The following is a 14,749-nucleotide window of genomic DNA, read 5'->3' on the forward strand; positions in this document are numbered from 1 at the left end:
ATCCGCGACGCCGATGGGGAGACCCCCGGACGGTGGCGTCCCGCCGAAGGGCGTCCCCGTAGAGTGCGGGCATGGCCGCCCAGACCCCCTTGGGGATCGACCTCCTGCCCGAGCCCCTGCAGCGTCCCCTGACGTGCGAGGGCCGACCGGCCCGCGTCATCGGCACCATCGCCGAGGAGTGCGACATCGTCGAGTTCGGCGACGACGGCAGCGTGGCCGTTCACGACCGGGTCGCCGGCGAGACGCACCCCCTCAACCGGGACCGTCCGAGCCTGGAGTCCTTCCTGGACGCCTTCGCGACGTACCTCGAGACCGGGCCGCCCGACGTCCCGCCGACGATCTACACCGCCGGGGAGATGGCGGCGCGGCTCGCCGACCTCCGGGCAGGGCGGATCAAGCCGCAGCCCCGCCCCGCTCCGCAGCTCTCGCACCGCAAGCGCCTCGCGCGGCTCCGGGCCCGCCTGACGGAGGTCGACGCCGCCGCGCTCGCGCGGGGGCACTGGTGGCGCGGCACCCTCGAGGAGGCCCGCGACGACCTCCTCTAGGCGGATCGGCTTCCAGGCGGATCGGCCTCCAGGTCGGCGTCCGCCCCTCGGGGACGGGACGCGTCAGCGCGTCACACCGGCGTGATCGGCAGCAGGTGCCGGCCCGTGGGGCCGATCTGGATGGCGGTGTCGAGCTGGGGGCACACGCCGCAGTCGTAGCAGGGCGTCCAGCGGCAGTCCTCGACGGGCTGCTCGTCCAGGGCGTCCTGCCAGTCCTCCCACAGCCAATCCCGGTCCAGCCCGGAGTCGAGGTGGTCCCAGGGCAGCACCTCGTCGTAGTCGCGCTCGCGGGTGGTGTACCAGTCCAGGTCCACGCCTGTCCCGGCCAGCCCGGTTTCGCAGGCGGCCACCCAGCGGTCGTAGTCGAAGTGCTCGCTCCAGCCGTCGAAGCCGCCGCCGTTGCGCCAGCACTCCTCGATGACGGCCCCGACCCGGCGGTCGCCGCGGGACAGCAGCCCCTCGATGACGCCCGGGCGGCCGTCGTGGTAGCGCATGCCGATCGCCCGGCCGTACTGCTTGTCGGCGCGGATGGTGTCCCGCAGCGCGTGCAGCCGGTGGTCGATGGTCTCGGCGGACGCCTGCGCCGCCCACTGGAAGGGCGTGTGCGGCTTCGGCACGAACCCGCCGATCGAGACCGTGCAGCGGATGTCGCGCGTCCCGGCGGCGGCGCGGCCCGTCTCGATGACGCGGGCGGCCATGCCGGCGATGGCCAGCACGTCCTCGTCGGTCTCGGTGGGCAGCCCGCACATGAAGTAGAGCTTCACGTTGCGCCAGCCGTTGCCGAACGCGGCCGCGACCGTGTCGATCAGGTCGTCCTCGGTGACCATCTTGTTGATGACCTTGCGCATCCGCTCGGAGCCGCCCTCGGGCGCGAACGTGAGGCCGCTGCGGCGTCCGTTGCGGGACAGTTCGTTGGCCAGGTCGATGTTGAAGGCGTCCACGCGCGTGCTGGGCAGCGACAGCGAGACGTTCGTGCCCTCGTAACGGTCGGCGAGCTCGCGGGTGACGTCGGCGATCTCGGAGTGGTCGGCGCTGGACAGCGACAGCAGCCCGACCTCCTCCAGCCCCGTGGCGTCCAGCCCGCCGGCGACCATGGTGCCGATGGTCTCGATGGACCGCTCCCGGACCGGGCGGGTGATCATGCCCGCCTGGCAGAACCGGCAGCCGCGCGTGCAGCCGCGGAAGATCTCCACCGAGTAGCGCTCGTGCACCGTCTCGGCGATGGGAACGATCGGCGCCTTGGGGTAGGGCCACTGGTCGAGGTCCATCAGCGTGTGCTTGGCGACGCTGAACGGGACGCCCGGGCGGTTCGGCGCGACCTGCCGGATCCGGCCGTCGGGCAGGTACGTGACGTCGTAGAACCGCGGCACGTACGCCACGCCGTCGGCGGCGAGGCTGAGCAGCAGCCCCTCGCGGCCACCCGGGCGGCCCTCGGCCTTCCAGGCACGGATCAGCTCGCTGACCCGCAGGGCCGCCTCCTCGCCGTCACCGATGACGGCCGCGTCGATGAAGTCGGCGATCGGCTCGGGGTTGAACGCGGCGTGCCCGCCCGCGATCACCAGCGGTTCGTCCTCGCCCCGGTCGGCGGCGTGCAGCGCCATGCCGGCCAGGTCGATCGCCGCGAGCATGTTGGTGTAGCCCAGTTCGGTGGAGAAGCTGACGCCGAGCACGTCGAACGCGGCCACGGGCCGGTGGTTGTCCAGGGTGAACTGCCCGACGCCGGCGGCGCGCATCAGGTCAGCCAGGTCGGGCCAGACGGTGTAGGTGCGCTCGGCCAGGATCCAGTCGCGCTCGTTCAGGATCTCGTACAGGATCGCGATGCCCTGGTTGGGCTGGCCGATCTCGTAGGCGTCGGGGTACATCAGCGCCCAGCGGACGTCGGCGTCCTCCCAGGGCTTGGAGACGGAGTTGACCTCCCCACCCACGTACTGGATGGGTTTGCTGACCTTGGCGAGCAACGGCTCCAGCCGGTCGAACACGGAGTCGTGTCGCGCGCGAGTTTCGGCAGTCATAGGTGGCCCATGCTAACCGAGGGGCCCGTGGCTACCCCAGGGGCCCGCGCGACTTCCCCCCGCCGGTGTCCTCGGGGCGGTTGGTGAAGCCGGCCGCCTCCAGGTCGTCGCCGAGTTCGTCCACGGTGGCGTGGGCGTCGTCCCACTGGTCGGTGCGGTAGGCGGTGCGGGCCAGCATGTGGCCGGAGACGGGCGCGGTCAGGATCTGGAGCCCGATGGTCAGCAGCGCCAACAGCACGACGTGCCAGGTGCGCAGCGTGAGCGCCACGCCGGTCAGGATCAGCACCAGCCCGAACACCTGCGGCTTGGTGGCGGCGTGCAGCCGGGTCATGACGTCGGGGAACCGCACGACGCCCACCGCGGCGGCCAGGCAGAACACCGCGCCGGCGAGCACCGACAGCGCCCCCAGCACGTCCAGCACCTCACCCAGCATGGTCGCCCCCGTCCCGCGGGTCGGCCCCGCTGCGTTCGCGCTCGATCCGGTGGGCCTCCGCCTCGGCCTGCCGGCGCTCCTCGTAGGCGGCCCGCGCCTCGGCCTCGAGGAACATCCGCTCGCGCGCCGACGTGCCGGTGATGAGCCGGGCCAGCCCCACCGCGGTGGTGAAGCCCACCAGCGACAGCACCAGGATGATCACCAGGGCGATGGACGTGCGATACCACAGCGCGTGCGCGCAGATCGCGGCGATCAGGATCGCGAGCAGCACGTCGGACGCGACGCCGCGGTCCAGGCCGGTGGGCCCCTTGGTGAGGCGGTAGAAGGCCAGCAGCGCCGAGATCAGCAGGATCACCGCCGCCACCATCAGGATGACCTGACTGATCGTCATGCGTCCTCCCCCGTCGTGTCGGTGGGTCGGCCCTCGGGCTCCGCGCCGCCGCGGGGCGGACGCGCGTCGCGGCTGCCGGGCAGCGCGACCTCGCGGCGCTCCTCGCGGGTGCCGAACGCCCCCACGACGCGGCGCTCGAGCGCCAGGGTGTCGTCGATGGTCTGCTGCCGCTCTCCCGGGTCGGGCAGGTCGAAGACGTGGAGGTACAGCAGTCGCGGCTTGCGGCGGGCGTCCACGACGATGGTGCCGGGCACCACCGACGCCAGCTCGGCGGTGTTGACCTCGTACAGGTCGGAGTCCGACCGCAGCGCGACCCGGACGATCCCGGGGTGCGGGACCCGGCGCCCGAAGGCGTACCCGACCAGCTTGACCGACGAGACGGCCAGGTCCTTGAGCAGGTGCAGGCCCAGGACGAGCGTCCGCCACGGGTGCAACCGGCCCGCGTAGTCGATGGGCGGCAGCGGGAAGACCACGGTGATGATCCACGCCAGGAGCGCACCCCCGAGCACCGTCACCACATTGACCTGCCCGACCAGCACCAGCCAGATGAGGGTCAGCAGCGCGATCTGGCGCGGTTGGAACCGCAGCCGCGCGGGCCGGCGGGTCTCGGGCGTGCCGGACGCGGCCCCGGTGGTGCGCGGATCGTCGGTCATGGCGTCGCCTCCCCCAGCACGGCCTGGACGTACGCGCCGTCCAGCAGCGATCCCGCGGCCTCGGTGGCGTACTGGTACAGCGGGCCGGCGAACACCGTGAGCAGCAGGCTGAGCCCGATGAGGCCGCACGTCGCCGCCACCATGATGGGCGGCATGGGGCCCTCGGACCGGCCGAGCGGCTCCTCCTCGTCCTCGTCGGCGACGGCCTTGCTGTACGCCACGGGCGTGCCCCAGAAGGCGCGGTTCCACACCTTGGCGATGCAGTACAGCGTCAGCAGGCTCGTCACGACGCTGGTGGCCACGAGGAACCACGCCAGCGGCGTCCCGACCTGGACGCCCGCGCTCAGCAGGCCGAGCTTGCCGATGAAGCCCGACAGCGGCGGGATGCCGGCCAGGTTCATGCCGGGCACGATGAACAGCACCGCCAGCAGCGGCGAGGTGATCAGCAGCCCGGAGAGCCGGTCGAGGGAGTTGCTCCCGCCGACGCGCTGGATCAGCCCCACGACCAGGAACAGCGTCGCCTGGATGGTGATGTGGTGCGCGGTGTAGAAGATGGCGCCCGCCAGGCCGGCCTGCGTCGCCAGCCCGATGCCCATGATCATGTAGCCGATGTGGCTGACCAGCGTGAAGGACAGCATCCGCTTGATCTCGGACTGGGCGATCGCGCCGAGGATGCCCACGATCATGGTGGCGGCCGCGACGACGAGCAGCAGTTCGGTCAGGGGCCGGTGCGGGAAGATCAGCGTCTGGGTGCGCAGGATCGCGTACACGCCCACCTTGGTGAGCAGGCCGGCGAACACCGCCGTGACGGGCGCGGGCGCGGTCGGGTAGGAGTCGGGCAGCCACGCCGACAGCGGGAACACCGCCGCCTTGATCGCGAACACGATGAGCAGCATGAACTGCAGCAGCGCCTGCGTCCCCTCCGGCAGGTCCGGGACGCGCTGGGCGATCTGCGCCAGGTTGACCGTCCCGACGGCCGCGTAGACGTTGGCCAGGGCGATGAGGAACAGGCTGGAGCTGACCAGGTTCACCACGACGTAGATCGAGCCCGCCCGGATGCGCGAGCCGGTGCCGCCCATGGTGAGCAGCACGTACGAGGCGAACAGCAGGATCTCGAAGCCGACGAACAGGTTGAACAGGTCGCCGGCGAGGAAGGCGTCCGAGACGCCGGCGCACATCAGCAGGAACGTGGGGTGGAAGATCGAGACGGGGGTCTCGCGTTTGACCTCGTCGTCCTCCTGGCCGGCGGAGTAGAGCAGGACGGCCAGGGTGACGAGCGCGGCCACGGTGAGCATGAGCGCGGAGAGCCGGTCGGCGACCAGGACGATCCCGAAGCCCTGGGGCCAGGCCCCGACCCACAGCGTCTGCGGGCCGAAGGCGTTGGCCTGCAGGGCGAGCGTCCCGGCGACGCCGACGACGCCGGCCAGGACGAGGATCGACACCAGCCGCTGCGCGCGCGGGCGGCGTCCGAGCATGAGGGCCAGCGCGGCGCCCAGCATCGGCAGCAGGACGGGGACGGGGAGCAGGTTGTTCATTCGCTCACCCGATCCTCACCGGTGTCGGAGAACCCGATGTCCTCGTAGGAATCGGACACGTCGTCGCGCTCGGCCAACTCACGGATGCGGCGGTCCTCCACGTCGTCGGAGACCTCGTCGTGCCCGTTGAGCTGGAAGCTGCGGTAGGCCACCGTCACGACGAAGGCGGACACCGCCATGGTGATGACGATCGCGGTGAGCACCATCGCCAGCGGGAGCGGGTCGATCATCTTGTCGATCGGGAACATGTCGAGGATCGGCGGTGCCCCGGCCGGGCCGGCGGCCACCAGGAACAGGATGTTGACGCCGTTGCTCATCACCAGCACGCCCACCAGGATGCGGGTGAGCGACCGCTCGGTGAGCAGGTAGACCCCGGCGGCGATGAGGACCCCGGCGACGACGGCCAGCGTGACGCTTCCGGTCATCGGGCCCCACCCCCGTGGTGGCGCGCGGTGGCGGGCACGGCGGTCGTGGACTCGGGACGTGGCACGGGGGTGCGCTCCTCCTCGGCCTGCTGGTCGATGCCGGAGCCGAGGCTGCGCACCAGGTCGAGCATCATGCCGAGCACGACCAGGTAGACGCCGATGTCGAACACCGTCGAGCTGACCAGGTGGAGGTCGCCGAACGCGTTGACGGTCCCCCACGGCGTCGCGACGGCGTCCAGGCCGGGCAGGGTGAGGTGGATGTCGAAGCTCTGGAAGATCCGCCCGCCGAACGCCCAGGGCAGCATCGCCGCGCCGGCGCCGATGAACAGGCCCGCGCCGAGGACGCGGCCGGCATCGATCGGCGCCGCGTCGTCGAGTTCCTTCGCGCCCGCCGCCAGGTACCGCACGACGAGCGCCAGGCCGGCCACCAGCCCGCCGGCGAACCCGCCTCCGGGGAGGTTGTGTCCGGCGATGAGCAGGTAGACCGAAACGAGGATCATGACGCCGAACAGCAGCCGGGTGACGACCTCGAAGATCAGCGACCGGGCGGCCGGGTGCAGGCTGCGGCTGGCCCGCAGCCACGCCCCCGCGCTCTGGTTGGGCGCGCTGGCCCGCGTCGGACGCCGCCCCGGCACCCGCGACCGCAGGAAGATGAGGCTCGCCACGCCCGTCGCCGCGATCACCAGCACGGAGATCTCCCCCAGGGTGTCCCAGGCGCGGGTGTCGACGAGGATGACGTTGACGATGTTCTTGCCGTAGCCGAACTCGTAGGCCGCGCGCTCCAGGCCCGTCGAGGCGGGCTCGGCGGTCCGGGACCCGGCGCTCACGAGGATCGACGCGGTGACGGTCAGGCCGACCCCGACCGCCAGGATCATGCGCCACCAGCGCGAGCTGTGCAGCGGGCGGTCGGTGAAGTACTTGGGCAGCGTCCGCATCACCATCAGGAACACCAGCAGCGCGGCGGTCTCGATGAGCACCTGGGTCAGCGCCAGATCCGGCGCGCCGTGGAACAGGAACAGCAGCGCCGTGCCGTAGCCGGTGACGCCGACGGTGAGGATGGCCCGGATCCGGCCACGCACCGTGACGAGGCTGATCGCCGCGACACAGACGACCACGGCCACGCCGACCTGCGCGAGGTTGTCGTACAGCACCGGGACGACGGGCCACACCGGCAGCACGACCAGCGTGCCGCCCACCAGGACCACGAAGACGGTGAGGATCGTGCCGATCGAGGACGCCAGCGAGCCGCGCTGCACGCGGGCGGTGACCTCGACCGCCACGGCGTCCAGCAGCCGCATCGTGGTGCGGTAGAAGTCGTTGGCGGCGGGCATGTGCGGGAACGTCCCCTGCACCCGCGCGACGCCGTCGCGCAGCCAGAACAGCACCGCGCCGCCGGCGATCGCGAGCGCGGACAGCGCCAGCGGCGTCGAGAAGCCGTGCCACAGGGCGAGTTCGTGCGGCGCGGAGCCTTCGCGGATGGTGGCCACGTACGGGGCAAGCGTCTCGGTCAGCGGGTGGCCCAGGAAGCCCATCACGAGGCAGGCCAGCCCGAGCAGCGCGGGGCCGGCGAGGAAGCCGGGGGTCGGGGGGTGCTCCACCGGGGTGGGCTCGGCGCGCCGGCGCGTCCCGAACGCGCCCCACCAGAACCGCAGCGAGTACGCCACGGTGAGCATGGAGCCCACGACGATCGCGGCGACGAGCAGCACGGCGGGTGCGGGCAGCATGCCGGTGCCGTCGCCGGAGTGGGTGAGCTTGACCAGGGCGTCCAGGGCGGACTCCTTGGACACGAACCCGAACAGCGGCGGCAACCCGGCCATGGAGGCGGCCGCGAGGCCCGCGATCACCGCGAGCGCCGGCAGGCGTCCCGCCAGCCCGGAGAGTTTCGTCAGGTCGCGCGTGCCGGTGGCGTGGTCGATGACGCCCACGCTGAGGAACAGCGTCGCCTTGAACAGGGCGTGCGCCAGCAGCATGGCCAGGCCCGCCTGGCCTGCGGCCTTGGTGCCCAGGCCGACCATGAGCGTGATGAAGCCGAGCTGGCTGACGGTGCCGTAGGCCAGCAGCAGCTTCAGGTCGTCCTGGCGCAGCGCCCGCCAGCCGCCGAGGATCATCGTCAGCGCGCCCAACAGGGTGATGACGGGACGCCACAGCGGCACCGCGGCGAACGCCGGCGCCATCGCGGCGACGAGGTACACGCCGGCCTTCACCATGGTGGCGGCGTGCAGGTAAGCCGAGACCGGGGTGGGCGCGGCCATGGCGCCGGGCAGCCAGAAGTGGAACGGCGCCAGCGCGGACTTGCTCAGCGCCCCCACCAGCATGAGCAGCGCCGCCGCGGTGGCGGCGAGCCCGGTCGGCGGCGCGGCGAGCAGCGCGCTGAGGCTGTAGGAGCCGGTCAGGACGCCGAAGGTCACGATGCCGACCAGCATCGCCAGGCCGCCGGTGGTGGTGACGATCAGGGCCGTCGTCGCGGCGGCGCGGTTGGCGCGCCGGGACGAGTCGTGGCCGATCATCAGGTAGGAGAAGACGGTGGTGAGCTCCCAGAACACGTAGAGCACGACCAGGTCGTCGGCGGCCACGAGGCCCAGCATGGCGCCGGCGAACGCCACCAGCAGGCCGAGGGTGCGGGCCGGCGGCTTGGCGAAGTACCAGCGGCAGTACACCAGGACGATGAACCCGATCCCGGTCACCAGCAGCCCGAGCAGCCATTGCAGCAGCCCGACGCGGAAGGTCAGGCTCACCCCCAGCGCCGGGATCCAGTCGACGCTCTCGACGTACCCGGCGCCGTCCAGGATCGGACCCGCCTCGGCCAGCAGCAGGCAGAACCCGATCAGGGGGACGATCGCGACGACGAGGAACGCGTTGCGGCCGAACCAGCGGGACCACAAGGACGCCATCGCTCCCACGAGGAAGTGGAGAGCGAGGAGGCCGAGCAGCACGCGGTCACACCTTTCGAGGGATCGTGGCCGGAAGAAAAGTCACGGCCATCCTACCAAGGGCGAGGCCATCGCCCCGTGTCGGACGGCAACCGTGGGACCGGGACGCCGTTCAGAACCGCGGCCCGTACGCCGCCGCGGACGCCAGCGTGGCGTCGAGCTCCGCGCGTCCGGGATCGTTCGCCTTGACCAGCTTGCGACGCCTCGCCAGGAAGTCGATCAGGACACCCGCGATCAGCAGCACGCCGATGTTGATCAGGATGGTGGCGTCGCCGGCGCCCGCCTCCCGGTCGAACATGCCCGAGATGTCGATGAACGGCAGCAGCGCCTCGCTCAGCATGTTGTTGACGATGTGGATCGCCACTGCGGCCTCCAGGCCGCCCGTGCGCCACGTCAGCCAACTGCCCACGAGGGCGAAGGCGACGTAGTACACGTTGAGCCACGGGTCGCCCGCGCCGTGCAACGCCATGAAGACCAGGGCGGTGACGAGGGTGGACACGCCGAAGCCCACCGCCGGGGCCGGGAACCAGGAGGCGACCACGCGGCCGAGCAGGCCGCGCACGAGGTACTCCTCGCCCGCCGCCTGGAACGGCGTGGTGAGCAGGATGCCCACGATCATGGGGACGGTGTGGGGCCACAGGCCCACGTCCTGGGGCGGCATGATCGCGTAGCCGATCGCCATCAGTACGATCCACAGCGGGGTGAGCACCCCGACGACCAGCCAGAACCAGCGCCAGCGCATCCCGCCGACCACCGAGGTCAGCCAGCGTGGGCGCTGCCCCACGCACGCCCACGCGGTCAGCATGGCGATCGGGATGCACAGGGCCAGGCTCACGTTGTTGGCGATGAAGAACCCGGGGCCGACGGGGATCTCCCCCGTCCTGGAGACCTCGGCGAAGTCGACGCCGTCGATGGCCATCCCGATGAACCCGGCGACCCCCGACAGCGCCAGGAAGATGCCGCCCGCCATCAGGAGCGCCAGCAACGACTTCCACCACCGGTACCGGGGCGCGCGCCAGAACGCGAAGTAGTCCCGGGTTTCGACCGGCAGCGCCGGGCGCAGGTGCGGGGGCAGATCGTCGGCCGTCGTCGGGACGGGCATCCATCCGGGTTGCGGGACGCCGGGGCCGTACGGGCCGTGGCCGTACTGGCCCTGCGGTCCGTGGCCGTCCGGATCCCGGGGCCCGGGGCCGTACGGGCCCTGCGGGCCGCCGTAGGGCTGCCCGGGCGGGACCGCATAGCCGTGGCCCGGCGCCGGGGCGCCGTACTCATGACCGGGCTGCGGGGCGCCGTACCCATGGTCGGGCGCCGGGACGTCGGGGTTCGGCTGCGGCGGCTGCGCGGTCGGGCCGGGCTCGGCCGGTCGCGGTTCGCGGGGATCGTTGTGTGAAGTCATCGTCCTGGGGTGGGGTCGAGGGCGGGGAACCACAGTGCGATCTCACGGGCGGCCGACTCGGGCGAGTCGGACGCGTGGACCAGGTTCCGGGAGCCGGAGGTGGAATGGTCGCCGCGCACGGTGCCGGGCGCGGCCTTGATGCCGTCGGTCGCCCCGTTGAGGGCGCGGACGGCCTCGACGGCGCGCTCGCCCTCCACGACGAGCGCGACGAGCGGCCCGGACGTGATGAAGGTGCGCAGGCCCGGGTAGAAGGGCTGCTCCAGGTGTTCGGCGTAGTGCCGGTCGGAGAAGTCGCCGTCGATGACGCGCAGATCCATGGCGGCGATGCCGAGCCCCTTGGCCTCGTAGCGGGCGAGGATCGCTCCCACGAGACCGCGCTCCACGGCGTCGGGCTTCAGCAGGACCAGCGTGCGTTGCGTCATGGCCGACAGACTACTGACACGGCGCCGCGGGACGCGCGACGCGCGGGGCGGCTAGGACCTCGGCGTGCTCTGCTCGATGCGCCGGCCCAGGACGAACGACACGACGAACAGCAGCGCGAACGCGCCGCCCACGACGTACATCCACGGCGTCAGCAGGCCCAGCGCCAGGCCGGCGGCCTGCGCGAGCCACGCGAACACCCACCCGACGGGACGCCGCAGCAGCGCGGCGGCGAGCAGCGGGACGAGCGCGGCCGCTCCCCCGGCCCCCATCGCCAGGCCGATCGGGACGTCGTCGACCTGGATCATCCCGGGGATGGCCAGCACGAACACCACGACCTCGAAGATCAGCGCCAGGGAGATGGCGCGGTTCATCGGGTTGTCCTTGCGCAGCATCAGTCGTCGTCCTCGTCCTGCAGGTGATCGGGGTCGTAGCCGTCGGCCTCGCCCAGCACGTCGTCGGAGTCGCGGTCGGCGGCCTGCCGCACCAGCAGCGTCCGGGCCTCGCCGGCGAGCACCACCGACCCGGCGACCAGGATGCCGGCGCCCGCGCCTGCCTGGTCGGCGAGGGTGACCGCGAGTTCGAGGGCGTCGGGCAGCGAGTCGCGCACGTGGACGCGCTCGGCGCCGAACACGTCGGAGGCGACCTCGCCCAGTTCCTCGGCGGGCAGGCCGCGGTCGGTGGAGGCGACCTGGGTGCAGACGATCGTGGTGACGCCGTCCTCCAGGACGCGCAGGACGCCCTCGATGTCCTTGTCGGCCATCATCCCGACGACCGCGATGAGCGGGGTGAAGTCGAACGCCTCCGCCATCCCGGCCATGGTCGCGGTGGCGCCGTGCACGTTGTGACAGGTGTCGAGCACCACGGTGGGGTCGGTGCGGACCACCTCCAGGCGCGCCGGCAACCGGACGGCTCCGAGCCCCTCCGCGAGCACGTCGGACGGCACCGGCTTGCCGCCGAGGAAGGCCTCCACGGCCGCCACCGCCAGGGCGGCGTTGTGGGCCATGTGCTCGCCGAAGACCGGCAGCAGCAGGTCGTCCACGGGGCCGTCCGCGGTCTCGAGCCGCAGCACCTGGCCGCCGACCGCGGGCGTGCGACCGATCAGGCCGAACTCCACCCCCTCGCGCACCATCCTGGCGCCCACCTCGCGGCAGCGCTCCATCAGGACGCGGGCGGCGTCGGGGTGCTGCTCGGCCAGCACGGCGACCGAGCCCTCCTTGATGATGCCGGCCTTCTCGCCGGCGATCTCGGCGATGGTGTCGCCGAGCAGGTGGGTGTGGTCGAGGTCGACCGGGCACACCACGGCCACCTCGGCGTCGGCGACGCTGGTGGCGTCCCACGTCCCGCCCAGCCCGACCTCGATGACGGCGACGTCGACCGGGGCCTGGGCGAACGCCTCGTAGGCCAGCCCGGTCATCACCTCGAAGAACGTCATGCCTACCCCGTCGAGCCGCTGCTCGTCCACGATCGACACCAGCGGCATCACGTCGCCGACCAGGGCGTCGAACGCCTCGTGGGAGATCGGCTCCCCGTCGATGCTGATGCGCTCGGTCAGGTCGGAGAGGTGCGGCGAGCTGACCCGGCCGACCCGCAGGTTCATCGCCAGCAGGATCGACTCGATCATGATGGCGGTGCTGCCCTTGCCGTTCGTCCCGGCCACCTGGATGACGGGGTAGGAGCGTTGGGGGTCACCGAGCAGTTCGGTGAGGGCGGCGATCCGGGACAGGCTGGGAGCGACCCGGTGCTCCGGCCATCGCGATTGGAGCGAGGCGACGATGTCGGCGTGCGTCATGATCGCACCAGCCTATCCGGCGGGTGTCCGGCTCGGCCGAACCGGCCATGGGGTTTGGGGGCGCCCTTGTATCCTGAGCGGCATGACCGCAGCGCACACGCCCGTCCGGAGCGCCTGGATGGGTTGGGTCGGGTTGCTCGCGCGGCTGGTCCTCGGCGGAGTCCTCCTCGTCGCCGGCGCCCTCAAGGTGGGGGCCATCGGCGAGTCGATCCTCGCGGTCCGCGCCTACCGGCTGCTCCCCTACGAACTCACCACCGTCGTCGGGACGGTGCTCCCGTTCGCCGAGGTGCTGCTGGGCCTGCTGTTGATCACCGGCACCTTCACCCGGATCAGCGGCGTCCTGGGCGCGCTGCTCATGGTCGCGTTCATCATCGGCATCGGCAGCGCATGGGCGCGCGGCCTGACGCTGGACTGCGGCTGCTTCGGCGGCGGCGGAGAGATCTCCGCGGAGGAGGCGTTCGCCGCCTACCCGTGGGAGATCGCCCGCGACGTCGGGCTGGCCGCCTGCGGCGCCTGGCTGGCGCTGTGGCCGCGCACGCCCTTCTCGCTCGACAACTGGATCTTCGGCGCCCCCGGCGCCACGCCGGCGGACACCGCGGACGCCGACACCGAACCGCTCACCACAGGCAACTAAGGAGTCCTGCATGGCCAGCAACGCCACGAACCGACGCGACCAGCTGCGACGCCAGCAGGAAGCGGCCGCCCGGCAGTCCCGCACCACCCGCATCATCGGCGTGGCCGCCGGCGTCCTGGCGCTCGTCCTGATCGGTGTGCTGGTCTACGCCTTCGTCTCGCAGCAGCCCAAGGGCGGCGAGACCGGCGGGCCGGGGACCACGCCGCTGGCCGCTCAGATCGTGCCGCCGAACGCCAACGCCGACAAGGACGGCCTGATCGTCGCCCAGGGCGCCGCGGGGACCCCGACCGTGACGATGTACCTGGACTACCAGTGCCCCAACTGCCGCACCTTCGAGCTCGGCTACGGCCAGATGCTCGACGACGAGGCGAAGGCCGGCACCTGGACGCTGGAGAACAAGACCATGGTCTTCATGGACAACAACCTCCAGAACACCGCCTCGACCCGCGCCGCGCTCGCCGCGTCCTGCGCCGCCACCGTGGACCACTACAAGGAGTACAGCCTCGAGGTCTACAACAACCAGGCGCTGCAGGAGGTCCGCGGCTCGGACGGCTACAGCGACCAGCTGCTGCGCGAGACCATCCCGGCCAAGGTCGGCATCGCCGGGGACCAGCTGAGCACCTTCCAGGCCTGCTACGACGGCCGCGCCACGCAGGACTTCGTCGCGGCGGTCGACAAGGCCGCCTACGCCGACGGCGTCACCGGGACCCCGAGCATGGCCGTCAACGGCAAGCTGCTCAACCTCAGCCTGCTCAAGGACACCTCCCCCGCCGGCCTGAAGGCGTTCATCCTCGCCAACACCGGCGCCTGACGGGCCGGGGCGTGGCGTCCTCGGCGTCGCGGCGCGACCAACTCCGCCGGCAGCAACAGGAGGCGGCGGCGCGCCAGAAGCGCACCACGCGGATCATCGGCGTCGCGGTCGGCCTGCTGGCCGCGGTGCTGGTCGGCGTGCTGGTCTTCGCCCTGGTGAACGCCCCGCAGGCCCCCGCCCCGACGCCGCGGGCCGAGCAGGTGACGCCCCCCTCGGCCAACGCGGACGCCTCCGCGCTGGTGCTGGGCCGGGGCGCGCCCGGGTCGCCCACGGTGACGGTGTACCTGGACTACCAGTGCCCCAACTGCCGCATCTTCGAGGAGGTCTACGGGCCGATGCTGCAGCGCGAGGCCGCCGCCGGCACCTGGACGCTGCAGAACTCCACCATGACGTTCCTGGAGCAGGCGCTCAGCAACACGGCCTCGACGCGGGCCGCGGTCGCGGCGGCGTGCTCGGCGTTCGCCGACCGCTACGCCGACTTCAACGCGGCGATCTTCTCCCACCAGCCCGCCAACGAGGTGCGCGGCGCGGTCGGCTACACCGACGAGCTGCTGCGCGCGACGATCCCGGCCGACCTGGGCTTCACCGCCGAGCAGACGACCGCGCTGCAGGCCTGCTACGACGGGCGCGCGACCGAGGACTTCGTGGCCGGCGTCGACAAGGCCGCCTACGCGTCCGGGGTGAGCGCCACCCCCACCCTGACGGTCGACGGCCGGCCGATCGACCTCAGCAAGGCGCGCGACGGGTCCCCGACGCGCTGAAGGAGCTCATC

General features: G+C 72.1%; 15 protein-coding genes. 4 read left to right on the forward strand and 11 right to left on the reverse strand.

Annotation, left to right across the window (positions count from 1 at the left end; genetic code table 11):
• Positions 1-71 precede the first annotated feature (71 nt).
• Positions 72-545: an SUKH-4 family immunity protein gene (locus G7070_RS01095; RefSeq protein WP_166231223.1), complete on the forward strand. Its 474-nt coding sequence runs from the start codon at positions 72-74 to the stop codon at positions 543-545.
• Between the two features lie 71 nt (positions 546-616).
• Here the strand turns inward: G7070_RS01095 and G7070_RS01100 are convergent, their stop codons facing one another.
• From G7070_RS01100 to G7070_RS01150, 11 genes are all read right to left on the reverse strand, one after another.
• Positions 617-2,557, reverse strand: coding sequence for a TIGR03960 family B12-binding radical SAM protein (locus G7070_RS01100; protein ID WP_166231226.1), 1,941 nt, complete (start codon positions 2,555-2,557; stop codon positions 617-619).
• Positions 2,558-2,588: 31 nt separating this feature from the next.
• Positions 2,589-2,990 carry a monovalent cation/H(+) antiporter subunit G gene (gene mnhG, locus G7070_RS01105; protein ID WP_166231229.1) on the reverse strand — a complete coding sequence of 134 codons (402 nt, stop codon included), beginning with the start codon at positions 2,988-2,990 and terminating at the stop codon, positions 2,589-2,591.
• On the reverse strand, positions 2,980-3,381 hold the full coding sequence (locus G7070_RS01110; protein WP_166231232.1) for an MrpF/PhaF family protein: 402 nt from the start codon (positions 3,379-3,381) through the stop codon (positions 2,980-2,982). Before G7070_RS01110 ends, mnhG begins: the two co-directional genes overlap by 11 nt.
• Positions 3,378-4,034: a Na+/H+ antiporter subunit E gene (locus G7070_RS01115; protein ID WP_166231235.1), complete on the reverse strand. Its 657-nt coding sequence runs from the start codon at positions 4,032-4,034 to the stop codon at positions 3,378-3,380. Before G7070_RS01115 ends, G7070_RS01110 begins: the two co-directional genes overlap by 4 nt.
• On the reverse strand, positions 4,031-5,569 hold the full coding sequence (locus tag G7070_RS01120; RefSeq protein ID WP_166231238.1) for a Na+/H+ antiporter subunit D: 1,539 nt from the start codon (positions 5,567-5,569) through the stop codon (positions 4,031-4,033). The genes G7070_RS01115 and G7070_RS01120 overlap by 4 nt, the downstream gene beginning before the upstream one ends.
• Entirely contained in the window at positions 5,566-5,994 is a 429-nt protein-coding gene (locus G7070_RS01125; RefSeq protein WP_206079880.1) for a Na(+)/H(+) antiporter subunit C, read from the reverse strand. The genes G7070_RS01120 and G7070_RS01125 overlap by 4 nt, the downstream gene beginning before the upstream one ends.
• Positions 5,991-8,927, reverse strand: a complete 2,937-nt coding sequence (locus tag G7070_RS01130) for a Na+/H+ antiporter subunit A (protein ID WP_246227204.1) — start codon at positions 8,925-8,927, stop codon at positions 5,991-5,993. Before G7070_RS01130 ends, G7070_RS01125 begins: the two co-directional genes overlap by 4 nt.
• Positions 8,928-9,036: 109 nt before the next feature.
• Positions 9,037-10,320: a CPBP family intramembrane glutamic endopeptidase gene (locus G7070_RS01135; protein WP_166231241.1), complete on the reverse strand. Its 1,284-nt coding sequence runs from the start codon at positions 10,318-10,320 to the stop codon at positions 9,037-9,039.
• The gene (ndk, locus tag G7070_RS01140) at positions 10,317-10,742 is read right to left on the reverse strand and encodes a nucleoside-diphosphate kinase (RefSeq protein ID WP_166231244.1); all 426 of its coding nucleotides are present in this window, start codon (positions 10,740-10,742) and stop codon (positions 10,317-10,319) included. The genes G7070_RS01135 and ndk overlap by 4 nt, the downstream gene beginning before the upstream one ends.
• Positions 10,743-10,793: 51 nt before the next feature.
• The gene (locus G7070_RS01145) at positions 10,794-11,135 is read right to left on the reverse strand and encodes a DUF4233 domain-containing protein (protein ID WP_206079881.1); all 342 of its coding nucleotides are present in this window, start codon (positions 11,133-11,135) and stop codon (positions 10,794-10,796) included.
• The gene (locus G7070_RS01150) at positions 11,135-12,535 is read right to left on the reverse strand and encodes a bifunctional folylpolyglutamate synthase/dihydrofolate synthase (RefSeq protein WP_166234864.1); all 1,401 of its coding nucleotides are present in this window, start codon (positions 12,533-12,535) and stop codon (positions 11,135-11,137) included. Before G7070_RS01150 ends, G7070_RS01145 begins: the two co-directional genes overlap by 1 nt.
• 79 nt (positions 12,536-12,614) lie before the next feature.
• Between G7070_RS01150 and G7070_RS01155 the strand changes: the two genes are divergently transcribed.
• From G7070_RS01155 to G7070_RS01165, 3 genes are read left to right on the forward strand one after another with little or no spacing between them, the layout of a single operon-like run.
• Positions 12,615-13,166 carry a MauE/DoxX family redox-associated membrane protein gene (locus G7070_RS01155; protein ID WP_166231246.1) on the forward strand — a complete coding sequence of 184 codons (552 nt, stop codon included), beginning with the start codon at positions 12,615-12,617 and terminating at the stop codon, positions 13,164-13,166.
• Between the two features lie 10 nt (positions 13,167-13,176).
• Positions 13,177-13,977 (forward strand): DsbA family protein, encoded by an 801-nt coding sequence (locus G7070_RS01160; RefSeq protein ID WP_166231249.1) that lies wholly within the window; start codon positions 13,177-13,179, stop codon positions 13,975-13,977.
• A gap of 11 nt (positions 13,978-13,988) precedes the next feature.
• The gene (locus tag G7070_RS01165) at positions 13,989-14,738 is read left to right on the forward strand and encodes a DsbA family protein (RefSeq protein ID WP_166231252.1); all 750 of its coding nucleotides are present in this window, start codon (positions 13,989-13,991) and stop codon (positions 14,736-14,738) included.
• Positions 14,739-14,749 lie beyond the last annotated feature (11 nt).

This window comes from Propioniciclava coleopterorum, assembly GCF_011393335.1.
GTDB lineage: Bacteria > Actinomycetota > Actinomycetes > Propionibacteriales > Propionibacteriaceae > Propioniciclava > Propioniciclava coleopterorum.

Coding starts and splice junctions, on each gene's coding strand:
- G7070_RS01120 (WP_166231238.1), bottom strand. CDS start 5,569: ATGAACAACCTGCTCCCCGTCCCCGTCCTGCTGCCGATGCTGGGCGCC.
- ndk (WP_166231244.1), bottom strand. CDS start 10,742: ATGACGCAACGCACGCTGGTCCTGCTGAAGCCCGACGCCGTGGAGCGC.
- G7070_RS01115 (WP_166231235.1), bottom strand. CDS start 4,034: ATGACCGACGATCCGCGCACCACCGGGGCCGCGTCCGGCACGCCCGAG.
- mnhG (WP_166231229.1), bottom strand. CDS start 2,990: ATGCTGGGTGAGGTGCTGGACGTGCTGGGGGCGCTGTCGGTGCTCGCC.
- G7070_RS01100 (WP_166231226.1), bottom strand. CDS start 2,557: ATGACTGCCGAAACTCGCGCGCGACACGACTCCGTGTTCGACCGGCTG.
- G7070_RS01160 (WP_166231249.1), top strand. CDS start 13,177: ATGGCCAGCAACGCCACGAACCGACGCGACCAGCTGCGACGCCAGCAG.
- G7070_RS01145 (WP_206079881.1), bottom strand. CDS start 11,135: ATGCTGCGCAAGGACAACCCGATGAACCGCGCCATCTCCCTGGCGCTG.
- G7070_RS01125 (WP_206079880.1), bottom strand. CDS start 5,994: ATGACCGGAAGCGTCACGCTGGCCGTCGTCGCCGGGGTCCTCATCGCC.
- G7070_RS01155 (WP_166231246.1), top strand. CDS start 12,615: ATGACCGCAGCGCACACGCCCGTCCGGAGCGCCTGGATGGGTTGGGTC.
- G7070_RS01135 (WP_166231241.1), bottom strand. CDS start 10,320: ATGACTTCACACAACGATCCCCGCGAACCGCGACCGGCCGAGCCCGGC.
- G7070_RS01110 (WP_166231232.1), bottom strand. CDS start 3,381: ATGACGATCAGTCAGGTCATCCTGATGGTGGCGGCGGTGATCCTGCTG.
- G7070_RS01095 (WP_166231223.1), top strand. CDS start 72: ATGGCCGCCCAGACCCCCTTGGGGATCGACCTCCTGCCCGAGCCCCTG.